This is a genomic window from Ensifer sp. M14 (genome assembly GCF_003355565.1).
GTDB lineage: Bacteria > Pseudomonadota > Alphaproteobacteria > Rhizobiales > Rhizobiaceae > Ensifer.
In genome coordinates this window covers 676,337-698,425 of sequence record NZ_QJNR01000007.1, presented here as the reverse complement: position 1 = coordinate 698,425, position 22,089 = coordinate 676,337, and the positions used below count along the sequence as shown (strand labels likewise).

Genomic DNA, 22,089 nt, shown 5'->3' with positions numbered 1-22,089 from the left:
AGCTCCCCGGACGAATAGCCCGGAGAGCCCGAGGGCTTATTGCTTCACGTAGATCGCGTCGTAGTTGATGACGCGGGTCGGATCGACGTAGATCTCGCCCGCACCGCCCATGCGCGGCGACTTGGCGACGACACGACGTTCGTTTGTCACCGGCACCCAAGGGGCATCCGCCATGATGTCGGTGAAGATCTTGCCCCAAGCCGCCTGGCGCTCGCCGGCCTTGGCCGGATCCGACATGGAATCGGCGGCAATGGCGCGGGCGTCGAGGTCTTCGTTGCAATACCACGACCAGTTCCAGCCACCCTGGACCGCGCCCGAGCAACCGAGGATCGGACCGTAGAAATTGGACGGATCCGGGAAGTCGGCGATCCAGGCCATGCCGCCCGACCAGATCATCGGCGCTTCGCCTTCAGTGCCGCCGGCGGCAATCACGTTTGCCTGAGCGAGCGCGCGAACCTCGGCCTTGATGCCGACGGCCGCCAGATCCTGCTGGATCGCCTGGGCGATGCGCGGCTGCGGATCGGTGTTGGTGGAATAGAGGATCGTCTCGAAACCATCGGGATGCCCGGCTTCGGCGAGCAGCGCCTTCGCCTTCTCGACGTCGAAGGCGTAGCCGGTGAAACCCTTGTCGTAGCCCGGCATCAGCGGCGGCAGCGGCTGGTTGGCGGGCGTTGCACGGCCATTGAGGATGCGGGTGATGCGCTCCTTGTTGATCGCCATGTTGACGGCCTGACGCACCTTCACATCATCGAAAGGCTTTACTTTGGTGTTGAGCGTCACATAGCCGGTGTGCAACTGCTGGCCGTCGACGATGATATCGGCGCCCTCGGGCGAGTTCTTGATCTCGAGGAATTTTGCCGGCGGAATACCGTCGCCGGCAATATCGACTTCGCCCTTCTGCAACCGAAGCAACGCGACCAGCGGTTCCTGGCCGACTTCGACGGTGAACTTGTCGATGCGCGGCATGTCCTTGATGAAATAATCCGGATTGCGTTCGAAGGTCAGGCTCTGACCGACGGTCCAATCCTTGAGGATGAACGTGCCGGAACCGACCGGCTTCTTGCCGAAATCGCCGGCAGCGGCTTCGACCGCTTCCTTCGGCACGACGGAGGCGAAGTTGACGGCGAGAACATGCAGGAACGTCGCATCGGGGCGCGACAGATGGAACACGACTGTGGCTGCATCCGGCGCCTCGATGCCTTCAAGCGTCGTCGTCTTGCCGCCGGTGACGTCGTCAAACCCCTTGATCGCGCCGAAGAAGCCGGCGCCGGGACCTTGTGTCTTCGGATCGACCGCGCGCTCGATCGAGTATTTCACATCGGCTGCGACGATCTCGCGCCCGTTGGTGAATTTCGCGCCCTTGCGAAGCTTGAACGTGTAGGTCAGGCCATCGGGCGCGACCTCGAAGCTTTCGGCAAGCGACGGCACAAGCTCGGTGGTGCCGGGCGTATAATCCATCAGCCGCGAAAACAGGCTCTTGATCATCGACCAGTTGACCCAGTCGTAACCGATGGCCGGATCGAGCGTGGCGATGTCGTCCTTGTAGGTGATGACGATGTCACCGCCCTGCTTTGGCGCGTCCTGCGCGAAGGCAGGCAACGGCGCAAGCACCAGCGCCGTTGCGACGGTTGAGTTTCGAAGCCAGCGTTTGAACATTGTTGTTCCCCTTTTTGGTTGCCGTGTGATTTAGCGGGCGCGGATGCGCGGATCGACGAGCGGCGCGAGAATGTCGGCAAGCAGATTGCCGAGCACGATCGCGAGCGCCGAAACGAGCGTCACCCCCATGATGATTGGAATGTCGACCTGCTGGATGGCCTGCCAGGCGAGCTGGCCGATGCCGGGCCAGCCGTAGACGGCCTCGACCACGACGACGCCGCTCATGAACTGGCCGATATCGATGCCGATCATGGCGATGATCGGCAGCAGCGCATTGGGAAGCGCATGGCGAAAGATGATGCGGGCCGACGACAGGCCCTTTGCCCGGGCGGTGCGGACATAGTCCTGGTTGAGGACGTCGATCATCGCTGAGCGCACCATGCGCGCATACCAGCCGGCACCGAGAACGCCGAGGGTCAGGGCCGGCAGCACCACATGCGCCGGTGTGCCGAAGCCGCTCATCGGGAACCAGGCGAGCGTGACCGCGAAGACATAGAGCAGCAACAGCGCCGCCACGAACTGCGGCGCCGAGACGCCGACGAAGGACGCCATCATGACGAAACGGTCGACGAAGCCGCCACGACGGACCGCCGCGAGCACGCCGAGAAACACGCCGAGCACCACCTCGACGGCAATGCCTGCCGCCATCAGGATCAGCGTTGCCGGCAATCGGGCGGCAATCAGTGCACCGACATCGGTCTTCTGCGCGTAGGACCGGCCGAGGTCGCCCTGAAACAGGCCCTGCAGGTAGGTCCAGAACTGGACGAGCAGGGGCTGGTCGAGGCCGAGTTCGCGACGGATGTTGGCGACGGTCTGCGCCGTGGCGCTGCGGCCGGCGATCATGCGGGCCGGGTCGGCCGGGAGCGCATAGAGCAGCAGGAAGGTGATGGCGGCGACGCCGAGAAGAATGAGGGCGGTCTGCACAAGACGACGAAGGAGCAGGAAAGCCATCTCAGCCCCTCCCCCGCTGCGTCGGATCGAGGATGTCGCGCAGCGCGTCTCCGACCAGATTGAAGGAAAGCGCGGTCAAGAGGATGACGGCACCGGGAATGAAGACCAGCCAGGGAGCCGCCTGAAAATAGCTCTGGCTTTCGAAGATGATGTTGCCCCAGGACGGTGTCGGCGGCTGCACACCGATACCGAGGAACGAGAGCGTCGCTTCAAGCAGCACTGTTGTGGCAATGCCGAGCGTCCCCCAGACGATCGCTGTGGGGATCAGATGCGGCAGGATGTGGTGAAACAGGATGCGGCCATGCCCGGCGCCGAGCGAGCGTTCGGCCAGGATGAAGTCGCGCTCCACCAGCCCGCGCGTTTCGGTGTAGACGATGCGCGCCACCTGGACCCAGTTGACGAGCGCGATGACCATGGCGACGATCCAGAGACTGGGGCGCAACAATGCTGCGAGAACGATGGCCAAGAGCAACGCCGGAAAGGCCATCATCAGATCGGTAAAGCGCATCAGAGCGCCGCCGACGATGCCGCGCATATATCCGGAGAGGATGCCGATCAGCAGCCCGATCGTCACGGCGATGCCGTTGGCGACGAGGCCGATGACGAGCGAAGTGCGCGCGCCGTAGAGAAGCCGCGAGAACAGATCGCGCCCGAGTGTGTCGGTGCCCAGAAGGAACTGCGCGCTTGGCGGCAGCGGCGCGCCCTCCAGCGTCAGCCCGTCGAACATCTGCTCATCCGGGCTGTAGGGCGCAATCAGCGGCGCGGCAATCGCGAGGACCACCACAAGCACAACGACGATCAGGCCGAACAGGGCTGCCGGCTGGCGGACCATGGCTTTGACTGCCTGCATCAACCTGCCTCCGGCAACGGTTCGGCGCCGCCGATAATTGAGGCCGCAACCTGTTCCATCGACAGCCGCCGTTGCATCGCGCAGTTGCGCAGGATCCGATAGGCTTCTTCTTCGTCGAGCTTGCGGGCATTGCTGATCTTTTGCACCGCGGCATGGACCAGCGGACGCATGCGCACCCGTTCTTCCAAATGGGCGATCTTGTCGATCACGGCCTGGCGCTCGCGATGAACGGCAAGCGCCATCACCAGCGCGGGATAGACGGCCGACGAAGCCACCGGTTTGGCGATGATGGCCGAGGCGCCCTGCTCCATCGCCCAGGCCACCCGACCGGGGGCTTCCGACCCGAGCAGCGCAACGAGCGGGCGCGGCGCACGTTCGTCGGTCCAGGGCAACAGTCCGGTCCAGCCCTGGTCGGCATCGACCAGAATGAGATCGGGCAGCTGATCGGCGGCAAGTGGTGTCCATTGAACATGGACATGAAAGCCGAAGAGTTTCAGCTGACGGGTGAGGCGCTCCGTGGTTGCATCCTCGCGATGGAGGATCGTGGCGCGCCAGCCGGCGAAATTCGGTGTTTCCCTCATGAGACGATCCGGAGCTGGGGTGGCTTGCGCGTGCGTCGACCCGTAAGATACGGGTCGGCAACGATGGCGGGCTCGGAGGCGATGATGTCGAATCCACCTTCGTCGTTGATGCGACCGAGGTGGAAGGGAAGTGCCGCGTGGCGGGTTTCGGTATCGATCCGGAGCGGGCCGAGAACGGTTGAGCGCGGTGCTGCATAAAGCAGACTGGTCACAGCCGCCGGATCGTCGGTTCCGGCTTCGATGATCGCCTCCGCGCAGAGCTTGACGGCGGCATAGGCGCTGGCAAAGACGCTGGAAATCCGGCGCGACGAGCCGAAACGTGCGCTCACCTCGGCCTTGAATGCGGCATTTTCGGCGGAGGCCACCGTGTCGAAATAGGCCGCTGCACAAAGCTGTCCGGTCGCGACGCCGAGGCCGATATCGGTCAGCTCGCATTCCTGCAGATCGCAGCTGACGACAGGGCAGTTTTCCGGGCGAAAGGCAGGATCGCGTTGGCCGAGCGCCCGGATCGCGGCATGCAAGGCATAGCTCGACGGCCCGACGAGATTGTTGAGGATGAAGCTAGGCCGTCGCTGCTCGATCTCGGCGACAATGCGCTCGACTGCGGTTTCCTCGAGCGGCAGGTAGCGTTCGCCGAGCACCGATCCGCCCGCCTCCTCGATCAGTTCGCGGGCGAGCCGGTTCATTTCCCAGCCCCAGACATAGTTGGCGCCAACGAGATAGGGGCGACGACCAAAGCGCGGCAGGAGATAGTCGAGCAGCGGCAGCAGATGCTGGTTCGGACAGCCGCCGGTATAGATGACGTTGTCGTTGGCCTCGAAGCCCTCATAGGGGCACATGTACCAGAGCAGGCCGTCATGCTTTTCGACGAGCGGGATGACCTCCTTGCGCGCCAGCGACGTGATCGTGCCGACGATGTGGCGGCAGCCCTCATCGCGCAGCAGCGAGCGGGCTCCTTCGAGATACCGGTCGATGTTGGCATGGGGATCGACAAAGACGGGCTCGAGGCGCCCAGGATGGCGCGCCTGGATCTCATCGATCGCCAGCTCGGCGCCGTCGCGGCAGTCGCGGCCCATCGTCCCGTAGGGGCCGGTTGTCGAGTAGAGGATACCGATCTTCACCGCGTCACGCATGAACCTGCCAAAAACCAAAAACCCCATGACGCCTATCCCATCGGAGATGGGGCATCATGGGGCGAAACTGCCCGTCGACCATAAGGGTCATGTGAAATGGATTGAATTGCTCAATCTGAAGCCATGATTAAGATACGGGCAGCAGACCTCTGTCAAGCAAGGATTGGCAAGAAGCCGGCGCTCGGTGCGCAACTTTACACACCAGAGGGGACTGAACTCGGCAACAAGGGCCTCACCCAACGTCCTGAGGATGTGCGGCCGTGGAGCATGCAACCGGCCCGCTGCCGCGGGCCGATCGAATGCAGTTTAGATGTCAGAACTTCCGGCTAATCGCGATCTTGAAGTTCCGGCCGGGCATCGCCGAAATACCGTCGCTGAGATAGGGCTCGTAATATTTGTCGAAGATGTTGTCGACCGCCAGATGCAGCTCGCCGCCTTCCATGATGCCCGTTGTCGGCGTCCAGTCGAGAAACAGGCCATGCACGGCGTAACCGGCGCTCGGCGGGCGGGCATAGGTCTGTCCGCCCTGATTGTAGGGCGTGCGGTTCTGGTCGTCGACGAAGGTCCCGGTCCAGCCGAAGGCAAGATCCCGATCCGGCACCTTGATCCCGGCGGTGGCCATCACGGTCAGCGGCGCGAGATCGTTGATGTAGGTGTCGGGGCCCCAGACATTGTTGACGGCGCCGGTGCGCTCGCCGGTCATCCAGGAGACGCCGAGGTCGGCGAACATGCGCTCGGTCTCATAGTGCGATTGCAGTTCGATGCCGCGGATGTCGTAGGACGGCGTGTTCCAGTAGAATGGCACGTTGCCCGAAACGCCGGCGAGGTTCACGGTGCCAAAACGGCGCGTCACCGGGTTGGAGACGTGGTTGTTGTAGGCCGAAATGCGCGTCGACAGCATGTCGTCGGTTGTCAGCACGTCGTTGAAGCTCATGTCTACGCCGATGTTGAAGGTGCTGTTGCGCTCGACGTCCAGGTCTCGGCTGGTGCCGGAGGCCTTGGTCTGTACGCTTTGCGTGGAATAGATTTCATCGATGTTGGGCACGCGCATCGCGTAGGCCCAGTCGGCAAAGAACCGAACCGAGGGTGTTGCCTCAAAGGACAGGCTGACCGCCGGTGTCACGCCCTGGTGCGAAACGGCCGAATAGTCGTGTCCCGCCAGCGGATTGTTGAAGCGCGGCGCCTCGTTCGGCACTCCCTTGGAGCGCACGTGGTCGTAGCGCAGGCCCGGCGTCACGGTCAAAGTGTCGGTCAGTTCGATCCTGTCGCGAACGAAGGCGGCGAAGGTCTTCTGCGTGCCCTCCGGCATGAACCAGGGGGCATAGTAGCCATAGTTGTATTGCGCCTGGGTGCGGTTGGCGATGTCGTACATCCAGATGTCGCGGTCGTGATCGAGGTACTGGACGCCGTAGTTCAGGCTGTGCGACAGGCCGCCGAGCGTGAAGTTGGAGGTGTTTTCCGCCTCGAACTTGATGTCGGTGTAGGTGGCATCGTTTTCGTAGCCGCCGACGGATGCGCTGGGGTTGAGCCCGGGAATATCGGGCCGCGTCGCGTGCTGGCTGGTCTGCGAGAAGCTCGCCATCATGCGGTAGTTCACCAGGTCGCTGTCGCCGGCATAGCTGTAGTTGAGCGTCGAGGTGAAATCCTCGATCTCGCGCCAGGTGAGAAGGCGGCGCATTGCTTCCTTGTAGCCGTAGCGGGTGATGTTGAAATCCGACGGCGCCGACTGGCCGCGGATGGCGGCGACCGGCCCCCAGTTGTTGTTCTGGCCGTAGGCGACTGTGCCCCTGATCTCGTGACCGTCATACTCAGCGCCGACATTGGCAAGCAAGGTCGTCAGCTTCGAGTTGGAATAGTTGTAGATCTCGCCGCCGCCGACGCGCATGTCATCGCTCTTACGCCATGTCGCCGCCAGAAGACCATCATAGGTCACCGGACCGCCGAAATCCGACTTTCCATAGAGCGCGCCGGTTTCGAGGAACTGCTTGTTGGCGCTCTGGAAACCGGACTTGGCCCAGATGCCCCATTCTTCGCCCGGCCGCAACATGTCGGCCGCATCCTTGGTTTCCATCAGCACGGTGCCGCCGAAGCCGCCGTTGCCGTAACGCACAGAGGTCGCGCCTTTTTCGATTTCGACGCGCTTGAGCAGTTCGGGCTCGATGAAGACCGTGCCCTGGTCGTATTTCTCGAAATTCTTCGGTGCGCCGTCAAGGATGATCCGAACATCCGACTGTCTGGCGAAGCCACGGATGGCAAGCGTCTGCCCTTCGATACGCACACCGCCGCCCATCGACACCCCAGGCGTCTTCTGCAGCAACTCCGGCAGGCTCGAGGCCTGGGCCTTCTCGATGTCTTCGGCATCGAGGACTGCTACGTTCGGTGCCCGGTCGCCGCGATTGGCATCGCCGCGCACGACGATCGGCGCCAGCTTCGTGCCCTCGGCGTCAACCGGGGCCGATGCTTCGCTGGCCCCCATGAGCTTTACCGTCGACCCGCCGACGAAACGGTAGCGGACGCCTGTTCCACTCAAGAGCCGCGCGAGCGCCTCATCCGCCGTCATCTCGCCGGAAAGACCTGATGTGCTAACCCCTGATGCAACCGAGCTGTCGAACACGACCTGCAGCTTGAGCTGGCTTGCCAGCCGGTTGACGGCAGCGGTCAGCTTGCCGGCCGGCACATCGACATGATGCACCGACGCGTTCTGGGCAAGCGCGCCAGTGGCCGAAAAGGCAACCACAGTGCCTGCCATCAGCAGGTTGAAAATTCCGGAGTGGCGGCGTCCGCCGGTCGCATTCGAGTGTGGCATGATGGTCCCAGACAATTGGAGGTGGCCGCGAAAAGGCCGGTCTGGTTTCTGGACGAACGAGGTGCCCCGTCAGGGACACCCTGTTTCGATTTTTTTAGCGCAGGATCGTGACGTAGGGGCCGAACCTGGTGATCTTGACGTCGAAGGCTTCGGTAAGGCCTTGCAATGCCCTGACCGGATCCGAGAGGTCGAAGCTGCCGGAGACGCGTCTTGCCCCGACCGTGGCATCGGCAATCAGGATCGTGCCCGGAACGTGCCGCCCGATTTCCTCGACGACGGACGCAATGGTGCGTTCCTCGAAGACGAGACGCCCGTCCCGCCAGGCAACTGCCAGCAGCGGATCAATCGGCTTGATATCGCCGAGCCTGCCCTGTTGGTTGTAGCTCACCTGCTCGTTGACCTCGACGCGACGTGGCGGCGTTGCCGTGTCAGTCGCAACCGACACCGCGTGCTCCAGCACCGTGACGCTGGCGCCGTCGTCGGTCAGGTTGACGTCGAAGGCCGTTCCGAGTGCGGTCGTCGCTCCTGCTCCCGCCTCGACGACGAAGGGCCTGTTTCCGTCGGGTGCGACTTCGACGAATGCCTCGCCGCGCAACAGAACGATACGGCGCTCGCTTGGCGTGAATTCATAGGCAACGGCCGATTGGGCGTTGAGCTGCAGTGTCGAGCCATCGTTTAGCCTCAAGACAGGCCTTTCCCCCTTGCCTGCAATGACGTCGGCGCGCATCCATAGTGCGCCGTCGAACGCAAGAAAGATGCCGGCACCGGCAACGAGAATGGTCACGAGCGACGCGATCGTCTTTCGACGATTTGCAGGCGCGCGCACCGCCCTCTCGGCAAACTCCGGCTCGCGCCGGATCAACAGCGTCGCGTCGCCGACCACCCTTTGCGCCCGCGCAAAAATCTCGGCATGGACAGGGTCTTCCGACCGCCACCGTTCGAACGCCAGCTGCAACTCTTTATCCGAAGGGTCGCCGTTCAGGCGCACGAGCCAGTCCACCGCCTGCTCGCGCACCCGCTTTTCACGGTCCTTGCGGCCACGTTCAGGCTCTCCGCCGGTTGGTAGATGCCGTGCGTCGAGCGCGGTCATATCGCGTCCTCCAGGCGGTCGAGGCAATGCAGGTAGGCCTTACGCAGATGCCGGTCCACCATGTTGCGGCTGATGCCGGTGCGCAGGGCAATTTCGTCGGAGCTCAAATTGCCGATCCGATTGGCGAGAAACACGCGCCGTCGTTGCAGCGACATCTCCATGATGGCTGTTTTCAGGATAGACAGCCTGCGGCGGAGATCGATATTGGCGTCGGGTGCAGCGATATCGCTGGCAACACCAAGAGCTTCTTCTTCGCTGCCAGAGAAAAGCTTCAGTTCGAAACGATCGCGCCGCAGCCGGTCGATGCCGAGATTGGTGCAAGCGCGGCGCAGAAACGCGCGCAAAGACGATTTGCCCTCAAGCGAAGTGCGCCGGTCCACCAGCCGGACATAGAGCTCGTGAACGACGTCGTTCGCCGTTGCCGACGCGTGACCGCACTGCCGCGTCATCACGCAAAGCTCGTCGTAGTAGGTCACGATCGCGTCGTCGAGCATCAAATGCGAAGCTGATTTCTCTGACATGTCTGTTTTCAGGGCGGATCCGGACCGGCCGGCGGGAAGAGGATGGACGGCAATGCGCCGGCAGAAGGCCGGCCGCGGCGTTCATTAGCGCGTCCTTGCAACGCACACAACAAATATGAGAACAAAACTCATCTTTATCACATCACGGCCGTGCACGCCTCCCATTCCGTCTGAATGGTGCAGCATTCGAGCCGAAAACCGCTTCGACGACGCTCCGTCAGTCGCACCTGCCACGGCCGCCTGACCGGTCGAAACGGATGGCCTGCCCTGGGCACAGCGCCTTACGCTTTCCTTATGCCCAGGCCACATCTTACCAAGCGATTTTCTACGGTCGGTCGGAATAGGCTCTCGGCGTGGGTGCGGCATTCTTGGATGATCAGCCGTGCAGCGAAACGACGAACGAGCGCAAACTTGAACGCTGTTGCCATGCTCATGCCGCTTTCAGATGGCTTCAGACAGCCGCCTTCTCCTTCCCGGCGTGCATGCGCGAAACGGTGCTCGAAGAGCAAACGAAAAACCTATGACGAGATAAAACGATGAAGATCAGAAGCGCGTTCAAGCTCTCTCCAAAACAGAGCCGGAATTTGCCCACCGAGTATTTCATCCTCGCGAATGTGCGCTTCGAAGGGCAGGTTGTCGGATACCTCGCCGGGCGGCCCATCCGCGAGACGGTAACCGACGGCAGCGGGCTTCGGTATCGGTTCGTCGGCGTGGCCGCGCGCAACGCTGGTGGCGGACCGGACGTGCAGTCGCTGAGGCAGGGCGAGTGGATCGTTCAGCCGGGACTTGTCTATGCCAGTATCGACGACGCTCCCGCCAACCGGGCCGCCTGACGCCGACAGCGTGGCGCAATGCTCGAAGACGACCGCAATGTCTATGTAATCTTGGCAGATTAGCTCCGGGGCAGACAATTCGAACCCGGGATCGGACATGCCCTTCTATAACGCGCGCGGCGCTTTCGCCGTCATCGCCACCACCGCCACCGTCATTCTGACCGGCTGCGCCTCCACCGAAATGAAGAACTATATCGGCCAGCCGGTGGAATCGGTCATCATCGACTACGGCCCGCCGACGGCGGTGCTCGATCTTGGCTGGGATCAGCGCGCCTATCAGTGGCGCAAGATCTCGACCAATGTCGTTTCCGGCTCGACGAGCGGTGAGATCCGCGACACGCGGCGCGGCCAGCGTTATGAAGAATACGTAACGCCTGGCTATGTCGAGGAGCAGGAATGCTTCTATACATTCTACGCCCGCCAGCAGGGCGGCCGCTGGTACGTCACCAATTTCCGTCAACCAAAGCTCGAATGCGAGTGAGCACTTCAACTCCGCTTTGATTTGAGAAATGATGCATTCGGCACCGCGGTCACCGGCCGTCCGGAGCCGCAATCAGGAGAGATCGGCATGCGCATCTTGCTGCTAGAGGACGAGCCCGAAATGGCATCGGCCCTGAAGAGCGCGCTCGAGCGTCGACAGGTGATCGTCGATCATGTTTCCACGCTCGCCGATGCCGAGGCCGTCGTCGAGCTCTGGTCCTATGACGTGATCGTGCTCGATCGCCGCCTCCCCGACGGTGAGGGCCTGAGCCTCATTCCGAAGCTGCGTGCGTTGCGCGTCGAGGCGCCGATCATGATGCTGACGGCGCTCGGCACCATCAACGACCGCGTCACCGGGCTCGATGGCGGCGCCGACGACTATCTCGCCAAGCCGTTTGCGGTCGAGGAGCTGATGGCGCGGCTTCGGGCACTCGGTCGCCGTCCCGTCACGCTCAAGTCCGACCAGATCCTGGTCGGCCGCCTGACCTATGATTTCCGCCATCGCGAGGCTGTCGTCGACGACAAGCCGCTTGACCTGTTGCGGCGGGAAAGGCTGGCACTGGAGGCGCTGATGCGCCGGCCGGGCCGCACCGTGCTTCGCGCGACACTGGAAGATTCCGTCTACGCGATGGAAGACGAGATCGATTCCAATGCGCTAGATTCCCACCTTTCGCGGCTGAGGCGAAAGCTCGAAGAGGTCGCAGCCGGTGTCGAGATCAGGGCAATCCGCAACCTCGGCTATCTCCTGCGCGCCACGGCATGAAAAAATCTCGTCCACGCTCGCTTCAATGGGTGCTGGTGCGCCGCCTCATCCTGCTGCAGGCGGCGACGTTCGTCGCCTTGATCGTTCTCTTGGTTGCGATCCTGACGATCGCCCAGCCGCGGCTGATTATCGACAACGAGGCGGCCATAAAGCACCTGTCCGAGGCCCTGGCCCGCGACGAGACAGGCGGCCTGCTGGTGCGCGACACCGAGGAGCTGCGAGCGTTTCGGGAGGATTTTCCCAATCTCTGGTTCGTCATCCGCGATACCGGCGGACATGTGGTCCAGGAAGGCAGCATTCCCGCGGCATATGAAGCGGCTGGCGGCGAACTCTTGAAGAACATCGGTCGCGCAACCTTGCGGTTCGACGAAGGCGATCGGAGGCCGGAAGCCGCGCTCGCCAATGTCGACACCGATATCGGCCGGGTGCAGATCCTTGCCTCCTCGATCTCGTCGCGCGACGAGAACCACGGGCTCGAAGTCGAGATCAGCGTGGATGCCAACATGGCAAAGGATGCCGATGGCGATCCCGACTGGCTGCGCGTGCTGCCCGTCCTGGCGCTCCTTGTCCTTTTCCTGCTGCTGCCGATCATTCTGGTTATGGGGGTCGCCACGCTGGTTACTACGCCGGCTGTCGTTCGACGGTCGCTTGCCGGTCTCGTTGCAACGGCCGACCAGGCCGGGAGGATCGATATCGACAATCGCGCGGTGCAGCTGGAAACGGCCCAGGTACCGACGGAGATCGCGCCAATGGTGCATGCCTTCAACAACGCGCTTTCCCGTCTGGACGAAGGTTACGACCAACGCAATCGTTTCCTGACCGACGCTGCACACGAACTGCGCACGCCGATCGCCATCCTTCGCACCCGCGCCGAATTGTTGCAGGAAGATCCGCAGAGCGCGCGACTGCGGAAAGATATCGAGCGGCTATCGCACCTGGCGCAACAGCTTCTGGAGCGACAGGTGCTTGAGCACAGCACGGGCAGCCGCGAGGTCGTTGACCTCGTGGCGCTCGCCAAAACGCTTGCTGCCGATTTCGCACCGCTTGCTTTCGAAGCCGGCTACGAACTGGCCTTCGAGGCGGAAGCGACGAAGCCAGTGCCAACAAGCATTCATGTGCAGCAGATTGAACAGGCCGTTGCCAACCTCCTGCGCAATGCCGTCGAGCATGGTGGCAACCGCGGAACCATAACCGTGCTGGTCGACGCACGAGGCGGCATCGAAGTTCATGATGACGGTCCCGGCATTCCCCACGACGAACGGGAGCGTGTCTTCGAACCATTCTATCGTTTGCGCCCGCGTTCGAGCGGTGCCGGCCTCGGGCTCAATCTCGCCCGTGAGATCGCCCGGCTGCATGGCGGCCGCATCGACATCCTCTACGGCTCCTGGTCCGGCGCGCGGATACGGCTGCAATTGCCTGTTCTCGACGTCAATCATCCGGCGATCCTATCGACCGCCAGCGCGTGAACGGCGCCGGGCGGCGGTGGAAAACGTGCCGGCATCGGCGGCCTCAGCTTTTCAGATCACTTTTCGCCCTGGCTCTTATCAAGAGCCGGCCGATGGTCCACATATGTCTCGGCGTTTCACGGTCGGCTTTCCCGAGAGCTCCCGTTTCGATACGAGCAGGACCGTCAGAGCAGAGTGGAGAATTGCGATGCAGACTTCATCCCAGGCCATGGCCGGAGCGCTGGATGAAAGCGGCGCCCTGCCAATGGAGAGCAGAAAGATTCTCGATTGGTTGGTCACCGAGACCCGCGACCAACGCTTCATCGACAATATCTTCGTGGATCTGTGCGAGCGGTTGGTGCAGGCCGGCGTACCGCTTGCGCGCGCGACACTGCACTTCCGGATCCATCACCCGCAATGGCTCGGCGCCCGCATCCTCTGGCGCAAGGGACTGTCGGAGGCGGACATTCGCATGTACGACTATGGCGTCGAAGACACGTCACAATACCTCAACAGCCCGCTTTACGCGATCAACAATGGCGCCAGCCAGGTTCGCAAGAACCTCGAGGTGGCGGCCGATGACGACGTGCCGAACGCGCTCTATGACGAGTTGCGCGCCGACGGCCTGACCGAATATATCGCTCTGCCGCTCGAACACACGCTCGGCAAGCGCCATGTCGTGACCTTCGCCAGCGACCGCAAGGGTGGTTTCGAGGCGGTCCATCTCGAAAGCCTCACCGGCTTGCTGCCGGTCCTGGCGCTTGTCAGCGAAATCCGGCTAAAGAACCGGATGGCGCGAACGTTGCTGGAAACCTATGTCGGGCCGCATGCAAGCGAACAGATCCTTGCCGGCGCAACCACGCGAGGAAGCGGTGTGACCGTCAGCGCCGCAATCCTGATCTGCGACCTTCGCGACTTCACCAAGCTCTCCGACCTATGGCCGCGGGATGACGTGATCGAGCTTCTCAACGGCTATTTCGACGCGATGTCCGAGCCGATCGAGCGGCATGGCGGCGAGATCTTGAAATTCATGGGCGACGGCCTGCTGGCGATTTTCCCGCTCAGCAATGCCCAAGCCAGTGAGAACCTCCTGCAGGCCATTGGCGAAGCGGAGGCCGCGATCGCCACCCTGAACCAGGAAAACCTGGCAAAAGGACGCGAAGCGCTGGGCTACGGCATCGGCGTTCACGTCGGCGACGTGATGTACGGCAATATCGGCTCGCGCCGTCGGCTCGACTTCACGGTGATCGGGCCGGCCGTCAATATCGCGTCGCGGCTGGAAAGCCTGACCAAGCAGGCGAAGCGTCCGGTGCTGTTGTCACGCGCCTTCGTCGAACTGGCGGGACGCACGCGCGAAATGGAACATCTGGGCGCCTTTGCCTTGAAGGGGCTCGATGAGCCGATCGACGTCTTCGCATTTTCGTCCGGCACCGCTCAAGCGGCGGAATGATCGGGATGGAGGCTCGCGTCCCTGCATGAGGGACGGCAGCAGTCGTCTACTCCAGACGATCGCCCACTCGGCGCGAGACGGTCTCAGCCATGGTTTTCAGGTGATCCGCGGCGGAATGGCCTGAGATCGTCTTGCGCGGCTTGAGATCGTGGTCGCCGTCTTCAAGCCAAAGAATTTCTATTGCGTCGGAGAGCAGATATCCAGGAACCTCCTCCCGCGTGCCGAATTCATCGCGCGTGCCCTGACAGATCAACGTCGGCGTTTTCAGATCTTCGAGGTGTTTGGTGCGCAGCTGGTCTGGCTTTCCCGGTGGGTGGAAGGGATAGCCAAGACAAAGCAGGCCGATGATTTTCCCCTCTGCATAGAGGTCATCTGCAATCATGCTGGCGACGCGCCCGCCCATTGATTTGCCGCCGATCAGCAGCGCGCCTGTTGCGCCAAGGGTGGCCACCGCGGCCTTGAACTCCGGATTGAGCGTTTCGGCACGTGGTGGCGGCTTGCGGCCACCCGATCGGCGTGCCGCCATGTAGGCGAATTCGAACCGAGCGACCCGAAAACCTTCGGCGGCAAGCGCTTTGGCAGAGGCGGTCATCGATGCGGAATCCATCGGCGCGCCGGCGCCGTGCGCAAGCAGGATTGTCACGGCTGCGTTCTCTGGTCCATCAAACAGCATGGTCTTTTCCATCTCTTCACCTTCGCGCTCATCCGTCAGTGATAGCAGCCTCATGTCAAACCCGACGGCCACCATCGATCGCCGCAGTCAATCGCGCGGATCGCTCAGGGCAGGCTGCGCAAGACGCAAACGACCACGCGCGTCACCGGAAGAATTCAAATGCCGCTGGCAAGAAGCGGAAACAGAGAGCCGATCCGGCGAGGCAGGCGTCGCGCGGTCTTCGCCAACCGCTTGAGCGCATCCCCCTAGCCGAGCGGGCTTGGCGCGAATTGCGCCACCAGTTCATGCCTGTCGCCGGGATAGGTCAACCGAACATGGGTTACCGGCGCACGGCCACTCCAGGTGCGGCGCTCGATCACAAGACAAGCAGCACCGTTCGAAATAGCGAGCGCCTGTGCCGCGCCGCGACCTGCGCCAACAGCCCTGATGCGATGCTCGGCCGTGCTCCACGGCACCTTGCCCAGCAACCAGGAACCGGGCGCTGACGTTTCAAAGCGTTCCGTTTCGGCTTCAGGAACGGCTGCCAGGCTGATAAGCCGCTCCTCGAAACAGAAAGGCCGGCCGCCGGCGAAATGCCGGCACGTGACCTCGAGCAGTCTTGCAGACGACGGCAGATCGAGGCGACCCGCATCCCGGCTCTCGGCCTTGCGGATATTGCGTTCATCGAGCTGGAAACTGTACTCCAACCCGAGGGATTGAACCTCCAACTTGACGTCATGGATTTCCATTACCGCCGATTGTACATGGGGAAAGGTGACGTAGCTCCCGGACTTGCGTCGACGTTCGATCAGTCCGCGCTTGACCAATTCGGTCAGCGCCTTGTTCACGGTCATGCGCGAGCAACTGTATTGTTCGGTCAATTCATGTTCGAACGGGATACGGTGGCCGGGCGGCCACGCGCCGGAGAGAATATGACCTTCGACCTCCCCGAGTATTCGTTGGTGCAACGAAAGCGACGGCGTTTGGTTGCCTGTTTCGTCGGCTGGTTGATCGCTCGAAATGTTGGCACCCTCGGTGGTTTACTGTCACCAGCAAGCTTAAACATTTCCCAGCGCCGCGACAGCCCTCCCCTCGCCCTTTCCTGCTTTTCCACCAAAGCGTCGCTGTCGGCCGGCCTCGCGGAACCGACAGGCGCCGGTTGACGCATCGGCCATCAGCACTCCCAGTACTCGCATCGCCACGAGCGCCTGGCGGTGGCAGGCCGTTGGGGGCCGTCGGTAGCGTCATCGCGCCGACAAGCATGGCCCGGCAGCCGTTGATTGGAACAGACCCACCATAACTCATTGTAATGCTTTGATTTATTGCTGCGGTCGGCGCGATATGACCAACGAATACACCGGGTGGTGTCGCCGCGATCCGGCTTGCGTCTCAAGCGAAGGAGTTATGGCCAAAAAGCTTGCCAAGCGTTGACAGCTGTCAACCGTCGGCTCCTCGTGTGGTCATAATGTCAGCTCGGTGACCGTGCCTATGACGGCATCTGCTTTCCCGCGTATTTGCGGGAATACCATCATGGATCGCGGACTGCTTTCGAAAAGCAGTGAGGCCACATGATCACCGTTCATGCACGCGATCTCAGTGGCTGCGCCCGTATCAGTAAAACAGGTGCCACGGCGTCAGAAAGGCCCGGGCCCATTCCTGTTCGCGCTCACGCTCACGCTCACGCTCACGATCGTCCGCCGGCTCGCGCGGCGTCAACTCGATGCGTGGCTTTACCGATTGCACAACAGCCTTCGGAGCCGGGGGCTCAAGGTAGCCAAGCGTCATCCCGCCGAGATAGAACATGTTGCACCCCTTCTAGTCCGCCTGACATCATCGTCATCGCATCACGATCTTGCCACAATCCGTCTGCCTGTCAATAGTCGACTAAATCCATATTCTAATAGCGCGCATTGCCGGCGCGGTGGGCGATGTGCCCACGGCGGTGTTGGGGTCTCCTCTGGGGCAATAACACATGGTCCGATGACGCCCGTGGCGGCGCTATTCTGGGCAGGTCGAATCGGTTCACAATGGCAACTTTCCGGTCGGCATCACCAGAGTTGTCCGCGGACAACCGATGACCTCTCCGGTGCGTTCACTGGTGCGTGGACCACTTATACAGGCGTCCGGCTATCCATTTGTACATTCACACCGAATCGGATCATAGTGCATCTGCGCATATTGCCCCGATAAGACAATTTTTGCGCAGTTTTTGGAGAACTCGATGTTGCAGCATAAAATCCATGGCCTCGATGTGCAGGAGCATTTACCAACGCTCCTGGCTGCCGACGCCTTGGAACTCGCGCATCAGCTCCAGCAGCATCAGAAGAAGATCTTCCCGCCGCAAATGCAAAAGACGTTGCGTCTTTTCAGCCCGGCCGAGGCCGCTGCTTTTATCGGAATCGGCGAAGGCTATCTGCGCCAGATCGCCTCAGAGGGCCATGGCCCCGAGCCGTTGTCAAACGGGCGGCGCATGTATGCGGTCTCCGATATCGAGCGCATTCGTCGTGTTCTGGACGAGGGTGGAAAATCGGGAAAATACGTACCGCATCGTCGCGGTGACGAGAGACTGCAGGTCATCTCGGTCATGAACTTCAAGGGCGGGTCGGCCAAAACAACGACCTCGGCGCATCTTGCGCAATATCTGGCGCTTCGGGGCTATCGGACGCTTGCGATCGATCTCGATCCGCAGGCCTCGCTTTCGGCGCTCTTCGGCCACCAGCCGGAGCTGGACGTCGGTGAATCCGAAACGCTGTACGGCGCCATTCGCTACGAGAACCCGCGGCCAATCGCTGAGATCGTCCGCTCGACCCACATGCCCAACCTTCATCTGGTCCCCGGCAACCTTGAACTGATGGAGTTCGAGCACGAGACGCCGAAGGCGATGACCAGCGGCTCGGCCGAAACCATGTTTTTCGCGCGGATCGGCGATGTGCTTGCCGATATCGAGAGTTTTTACGACATCGTCATTATCGATTGCCCGCCGCAGCTCGGTTTTCTCACCATGTCGGCGCTGTGCGCCGCTACATCGGTGCTGATTACCGTGCATCCGCAGATGCTCGACGTCATGTCCATGTCCCAGTTTCTCTCGATGACCAGCGAGTTGATGCGCGTCGTCGAAGATGCCGGCGGCCGAACAAGCTACGACTGGATGCGCTATCTCGTGACCCGGTTCGAGCCGAACGACGGTCCGCAGAGCCAGATGACCGGCTTCATGCGATCGATCTTCGGCAATAGAATGCTGCACAACGCCATGGTCAAATCGACAGCCGTTTCCGACGCGGGCGTAACAAAACAGACGCTCTATGAAGTCGAACGATCGCAATTTGTCCGCGGCACCTACGACCGCGCAATGGATTCCCTGACCCTCGTCAATGGCGAGATCGAGGAACTCCTGCGCAAAGTGTGGGGAAGGAAGTAAGCCGTGGCCCGCAAGAACCTCATCGGTGTTTCAGACAACCACGTCGCAGACGGCGAAGATGACCGCCCGCTCGCCGGCCGGCCAATCGTCGGCCTCACTCCCGGACAGCGGGCATCGAGTCCGATCGGCGGCATTACGCGCTCGCTTTCGAATATTACCCAGAAAGTGGAACGCGCTCAGGAGCTGGAACGCCAGCTCGCCGAAGGTCTGGCAATTATCGAACTCGATCCGGCACTCGTCGACGCTTCCTTCATCGCTGATCGTCTAGGCGTTGCAGCCGAAGCCGAGCAGTCGCTTCTGCAGCAAATCCGGGATCACGGACAACAGGTTCCCATACTGGTTCGCCCGCATCCGCGCGAGGACGGGCGCTACCAGGTGGCCTATGGTCATCGTCGCCTGACCGCCGTGCGAGAACTCGGCAGCAAAGTCAGGGCTGTCGTTCGCGATCTCAGCGACGAACAGCTGGTGATCTCGCAAGGCCAGGAAAACAACGCGCGCACCGACCTATCCTTTATCGAGCGCGCGTTGTTTGCTGCTCGCCTTGAGGACCGAAATTTTTCGCGGGATGTCATCATGTCATCTCTGGGCGTCGACAAGGCCGCCCTGTCGAAGATGATCGCCATCGTGCGCCGGATTCCGGTCGACCTCATCGAGATAATCGGTGCCGCGCCATCCATTGGGCGGAGGCGATGGACGGAACTCGCCGATCTCTTGGTCAACGATGACAAGGTCACCGAAGCCCATGGTTATGCCCGCCGTACCGATTTCCTGGCCCGCGAGAGCGACCAGCGTTTCGAGACGCTGTTTGCATTCCTGAGCAACGTGAAGGTCCGCAGCCAGGCAGTGGCATGGGTGGCGCCGGATGATACCCGCCCCGTGCGCATCCGGGAGACAAACAGCGAGACGACGCTTTCTTTCAACAAGAAGGCCGCGCCGGGTTTTGCAGATTTCGTGAGGCAGAGGCTCAAATCTCTGTACCTCGAATATCAAGAGGAAACAGGAGACTAACAGAGCAAAAGAAAAAGGCTTCCGAACGACTAGCGCAACGGAAACCCTTCTCTCGTGTAGCAACTAGAGAATCCCATTTCCGCGAATCACTGTCAAGCGTTTTTAACGTCGTTTCGGCGAACGAACTTCTTTTGCCTTTGAAAAGGTGAAGAGAGATGGAGCGTGGAAATGTGACGACGCCCTTTGGGCGGCGCGCGATGACGCTTGGCATGTTCACAAGCCAAGTCGTCGCGAGCGAAATCGATTCGCATCAGTCGATCGATAAATGGAAACTGTTTCGTACCGTCTGCGAAGCCAAGGCAATCGTCGGCGTATCCGACCGTGCGTTGGCCGTGCTCAATGCATTGCTCAGCTTCTATCCGAAGGTCGAGCTGACCTGCGGTAAAGGCCTGGTGGTTTTCCCATCGAACAACCAACTGGCTCTGCGCACGCACGGCATGGCCGGTACGACCTTGCGCCGTCATTTGGCAGCCTTGGTGGACGCCGGCCTTATTCTCCGCAAGGACAGTCCCAATGGCAAACGCTACGCCCGTCGAGACACAAAGGGGTCGATCGGCGACGCCTTTGGATTCGATCTCTCTCCGCTGCTCGCACGCGCCCGTGAGCTACAGACAGCAGCAGCCGAGGTCGCACTTGCCCGCCAGGAGACACAGCTCGCCCGTGAGCGTCTCAGCCTTTGCCGTCGCGACCTCTCCAAGCTCATCGAAGTCCTGCGCGAAACTGATCCGGCGTCCGACTGGAACGGGCTGCAACAGCGTTACCTGCTCGCCGTCGATAATCTATCGAGGAAGCCTGCGCTTGCTGAAATCGAACATACGCTCGGCCAACTCGGCATCTTGCGTGCGGAAGTGCTCAACCAATTGGAACAACTAATAAATTTACGAAAACTGGCCACCAATGGTAGCCAAAATGGCTGCCACATACAGAGTTCACAACCAGACTCTTCTACTGAATCTGAACAGGGCTTGGGAAATGAAACGCAGGCAGGTTTGAGATCGAACAGCGGAGCAAGCGTTCTCGTCGAGGAACCGCCGGTTGAAACCGTCACGACTAACTTTGCCGGTAGACCGGACCCGTTGCCGACCGAGCCGCGTCAATCCACACAGGCTTTCCCGCTATCGACGGTGCTGAAGGCGTGCCCTGACATCATCGATTATGGCCCTGGCGGCGAGATCCGTTCCTGGCGCGACCTGATGACGGCAGCCGTGGTCGTCCGCTCCATGCTGAATGTCAGCCAAGGCGCACATGACGAGGCTTGCCGGGTGCTCGGCCCGGAAACGGCGGCCGCGGTGCTTGCATGTATTCTGCAGCGCTCGGCGCACATCACGTCAGCTGGCGGCTATTTACGCGACCTAACCCGCAGGTCTCTTCGGAAAGAATTTGCCGTTGGTCCCATGATTATGGCGTTGCTTCGATCTCATCCCGGCAACGTATCGCTAGCCAACTGACATCAAAGCATGGTTTGGTTTTGGATCAGGTTGACAGCTGTCAACCGATGTTTACCCGCGCGCCGAGTTTAACACGCCAAAGGCATTTATCTGTCTGCCACTGCCATACCTGGCCATCAGACGTCAATCGTTCAGATGAGAGGTGAGGTTCTCACCGGTACGATGAACCAAGTGTGCATTACGTATCGACAGCCTATGTCGAGCAGATGCAGATAGGGAACCTGGCCCTCCGAAAGATCATAATGCCCTTGGTCGTCGGAAGAAGCGAGTTGCCTCGCCTGAACCTCGCAACGTCACAGTTGGCAGTTCGGGAGCAATTACCAGCGTGGGTCCGCTGAAATCGTCAAACAGGTCAGAGAGCGGTTGTGAGGCGCATCAAATTGCCTTGCGTTTGGACAAGGCCTGCGCGTAACTTCTCTCTGCGCGAGATTTTAGCGCAGGCATGCGTCAAACTCGGGGACGGTTATGTATTTCAACAGGATGATATTTAGATCTTCGTTCGTCTCGCTGGTGATTTCTCTGGCGGTCGTCGCCTCACCGGTGGCAGTTCCCGGGAAAGCAAACGCTCAAACCAGTATCAACATCAACATCGGGGTCGGCACGAGCCTCAACAGCGGTCGTGGCATTACGTGTAGTCAGGGAGAACGGCTGCTCCGCAATCGAGGCTTCCGTGATATTCGTCGGGTCGACTGCCGTGGCAGGTTTTTCGTCTATCGCGCATGGCGTGGCAACACCCGCTTCGAAATCGGAGTTCGTCAAGTCGATGGTAGGATTGTTGACATGCGGCGCATCGACCGCCGGAGGTAGAGACGGGCTTTACACCGTCCGCGAGTGACCGCGATCCATGAGGCTCGATCCGGAGCCATGGCCATTCGACATCGCGGCAACCGTCCAGCATCGCTGAGTAGCTCGGGGTGTATCAATCTCAGTTCTCGCTGACGTAACGGGCAAATCTTCTGCATCCGGTTTCTCTGTTATAACCCGGCTTATTGGGGCTACCCTAT

General features: G+C 61.3%; 20 protein-coding genes. 9 read left to right on the top strand and 11 right to left on the bottom strand.

Going from position 1 to position 22,089, the window contains the following annotated elements; translation table 11 throughout:
* Positions 1-36 precede the first annotated feature (36 nt).
* The 8 genes from BLJAPNOD_RS24915 to BLJAPNOD_RS24880 form a co-directional block, all read right to left on the bottom strand.
* The gene (locus BLJAPNOD_RS24915; RefSeq protein WP_115421796.1) at positions 37-1,656 is read right to left on the bottom strand and encodes an ABC transporter substrate-binding protein; all 1,620 of its coding nucleotides are present in this window, start codon (positions 1,654-1,656) and stop codon (positions 37-39) included.
* Positions 1,657-1,686: 30 nt separating this feature from the next.
* Positions 1,687-2,607 carry an ABC transporter permease gene (locus tag BLJAPNOD_RS24910; RefSeq protein WP_077501622.1) on the bottom strand — a complete coding sequence of 307 codons (921 nt, stop codon included), beginning with the start codon at positions 2,605-2,607 and terminating at the stop codon, positions 1,687-1,689.
* Position 2,608: 1 nt separating this feature from the next.
* Positions 2,609-3,457 carry an ABC transporter permease gene (locus tag BLJAPNOD_RS24905; RefSeq protein WP_077501623.1) on the bottom strand — a complete coding sequence of 283 codons (849 nt, stop codon included), beginning with the start codon at positions 3,455-3,457 and terminating at the stop codon, positions 2,609-2,611.
* Positions 3,457-4,038 (bottom strand): ANTAR domain-containing protein, encoded by a 582-nt coding sequence (locus tag BLJAPNOD_RS24900; RefSeq protein ID WP_077501624.1) that lies wholly within the window; start codon positions 4,036-4,038, stop codon positions 3,457-3,459. Before BLJAPNOD_RS24900 ends, BLJAPNOD_RS24905 begins: the two co-directional genes overlap by 1 nt.
* Positions 4,035-5,171 (bottom strand): transporter substrate-binding protein, encoded by a 1,137-nt coding sequence (locus BLJAPNOD_RS24895; protein ID WP_115421902.1) that lies wholly within the window; start codon positions 5,169-5,171, stop codon positions 4,035-4,037. Before BLJAPNOD_RS24895 ends, BLJAPNOD_RS24900 begins: the two co-directional genes overlap by 4 nt.
* Positions 5,172-5,484: 313 nt before the next feature.
* Entirely contained in the window at positions 5,485-7,977 is a 2,493-nt protein-coding gene (locus BLJAPNOD_RS24890) for a TonB-dependent receptor (protein WP_244611075.1), read from the bottom strand.
* 94 nt (positions 7,978-8,071) lie between these two features.
* Entirely contained in the window at positions 8,072-9,067 is a 996-nt protein-coding gene (locus tag BLJAPNOD_RS24885; RefSeq protein ID WP_077501625.1) for a FecR family protein, read from the bottom strand.
* Complete coding sequence (locus BLJAPNOD_RS24880) at positions 9,064-9,588, bottom strand: sigma-70 family RNA polymerase sigma factor (RefSeq protein ID WP_115421795.1); 525 nt, start codon at positions 9,586-9,588, stop codon at positions 9,064-9,066. The genes BLJAPNOD_RS24885 and BLJAPNOD_RS24880 overlap by 4 nt, the downstream gene beginning before the upstream one ends.
* 536 nt (positions 9,589-10,124) lie before the next feature.
* On the opposite strand from BLJAPNOD_RS24880, the gene BLJAPNOD_RS24875 reads away from it, so the two are divergent.
* The 5 genes from BLJAPNOD_RS24875 (at position 10,125) to BLJAPNOD_RS24855 (ending at position 14,559) form a co-directional block, all read left to right on the top strand.
* Positions 10,125-10,421, top strand: coding sequence for a hypothetical protein (locus tag BLJAPNOD_RS24875; RefSeq protein ID WP_115421794.1), 297 nt, complete (start codon positions 10,125-10,127; stop codon positions 10,419-10,421).
* 97 nt (positions 10,422-10,518) lie between these two features.
* Positions 10,519-10,902 carry a hypothetical protein gene (locus BLJAPNOD_RS24870; protein WP_077501628.1) on the top strand — a complete coding sequence of 128 codons (384 nt, stop codon included), beginning with the start codon at positions 10,519-10,521 and terminating at the stop codon, positions 10,900-10,902.
* Between the two features lie 87 nt (positions 10,903-10,989).
* On the top strand, positions 10,990-11,664 hold the full coding sequence (locus tag BLJAPNOD_RS24865; protein WP_077501630.1) for a response regulator transcription factor: 675 nt from the start codon (positions 10,990-10,992) through the stop codon (positions 11,662-11,664).
* Positions 11,661-13,130, top strand: a complete 1,470-nt coding sequence (locus BLJAPNOD_RS24860; RefSeq protein ID WP_115421793.1) for a HAMP domain-containing sensor histidine kinase — start codon at positions 11,661-11,663, stop codon at positions 13,128-13,130. Before BLJAPNOD_RS24865 ends, BLJAPNOD_RS24860 begins: the two co-directional genes overlap by 4 nt.
* 208 nt (positions 13,131-13,338) lie before the next feature.
* Positions 13,339-14,559, top strand: a complete 1,221-nt coding sequence (locus BLJAPNOD_RS24855; RefSeq protein ID WP_244611098.1) for an adenylate/guanylate cyclase domain-containing protein — start codon at positions 13,339-13,341, stop codon at positions 14,557-14,559.
* Between the two features lie 46 nt (positions 14,560-14,605).
* On the opposite strand, the gene BLJAPNOD_RS24850 is transcribed toward BLJAPNOD_RS24855, so the two are convergent.
* Both BLJAPNOD_RS24850 and hutC read right to left on the bottom strand, forming a co-directional pair.
* Positions 14,606-15,244 (bottom strand): alpha/beta family hydrolase, encoded by a 639-nt coding sequence (locus BLJAPNOD_RS24850; RefSeq protein WP_077501800.1) that lies wholly within the window; start codon positions 15,242-15,244, stop codon positions 14,606-14,608.
* 233 nt (positions 15,245-15,477) lie between these two features.
* A complete protein-coding gene (gene hutC / locus BLJAPNOD_RS24845) occupies positions 15,478-16,233 on the bottom strand; it encodes a histidine utilization repressor (protein WP_077501635.1) in 756 nt (251 codons plus the stop codon).
* Here hutC and BLJAPNOD_RS35215 point away from each other — a divergent pair.
* Positions 16,144-16,374, top strand: coding sequence for a hypothetical protein (locus BLJAPNOD_RS35215; protein WP_147294581.1), 231 nt, complete (start codon positions 16,144-16,146; stop codon positions 16,372-16,374). The genes hutC and BLJAPNOD_RS35215 overlap by 90 nt on opposite strands.
* Positions 16,375-16,822: 448 nt before the next feature.
* On the opposite strand, the gene BLJAPNOD_RS24840 is transcribed toward BLJAPNOD_RS35215, so the two are convergent.
* Entirely contained in the window at positions 16,823-17,014 is a 192-nt protein-coding gene (locus tag BLJAPNOD_RS24840; protein ID WP_115421791.1) for a hypothetical protein, read from the bottom strand.
* A 418-nt stretch (positions 17,015-17,432) separates the two neighbouring features.
* Here BLJAPNOD_RS24840 and repA point away from each other — a divergent pair, with 418 nt between their 5' ends.
* The 3 genes from repA (at position 17,433) to repC (ending at position 21,085) form a co-directional block, all read left to right on the top strand.
* Positions 17,433-18,629, top strand: coding sequence for a plasmid partitioning protein RepA (gene repA, locus BLJAPNOD_RS24835; RefSeq protein WP_077501639.1), 1,197 nt, complete (start codon positions 17,433-17,435; stop codon positions 18,627-18,629).
* Between the two features lie 3 nt (positions 18,630-18,632).
* Positions 18,633-19,637, top strand: a complete 1,005-nt coding sequence (repB, locus tag BLJAPNOD_RS24830; RefSeq protein WP_115421790.1) for a plasmid partitioning protein RepB — start codon at positions 18,633-18,635, stop codon at positions 19,635-19,637.
* A gap of 155 nt (positions 19,638-19,792) precedes the next feature.
* The gene (gene repC, locus BLJAPNOD_RS24825; protein ID WP_115421789.1) at positions 19,793-21,085 is read left to right on the top strand and encodes a plasmid replication protein RepC; all 1,293 of its coding nucleotides are present in this window, start codon (positions 19,793-19,795) and stop codon (positions 21,083-21,085) included.
* Positions 21,086-22,089: the final 1,004 nt, after the last annotated feature.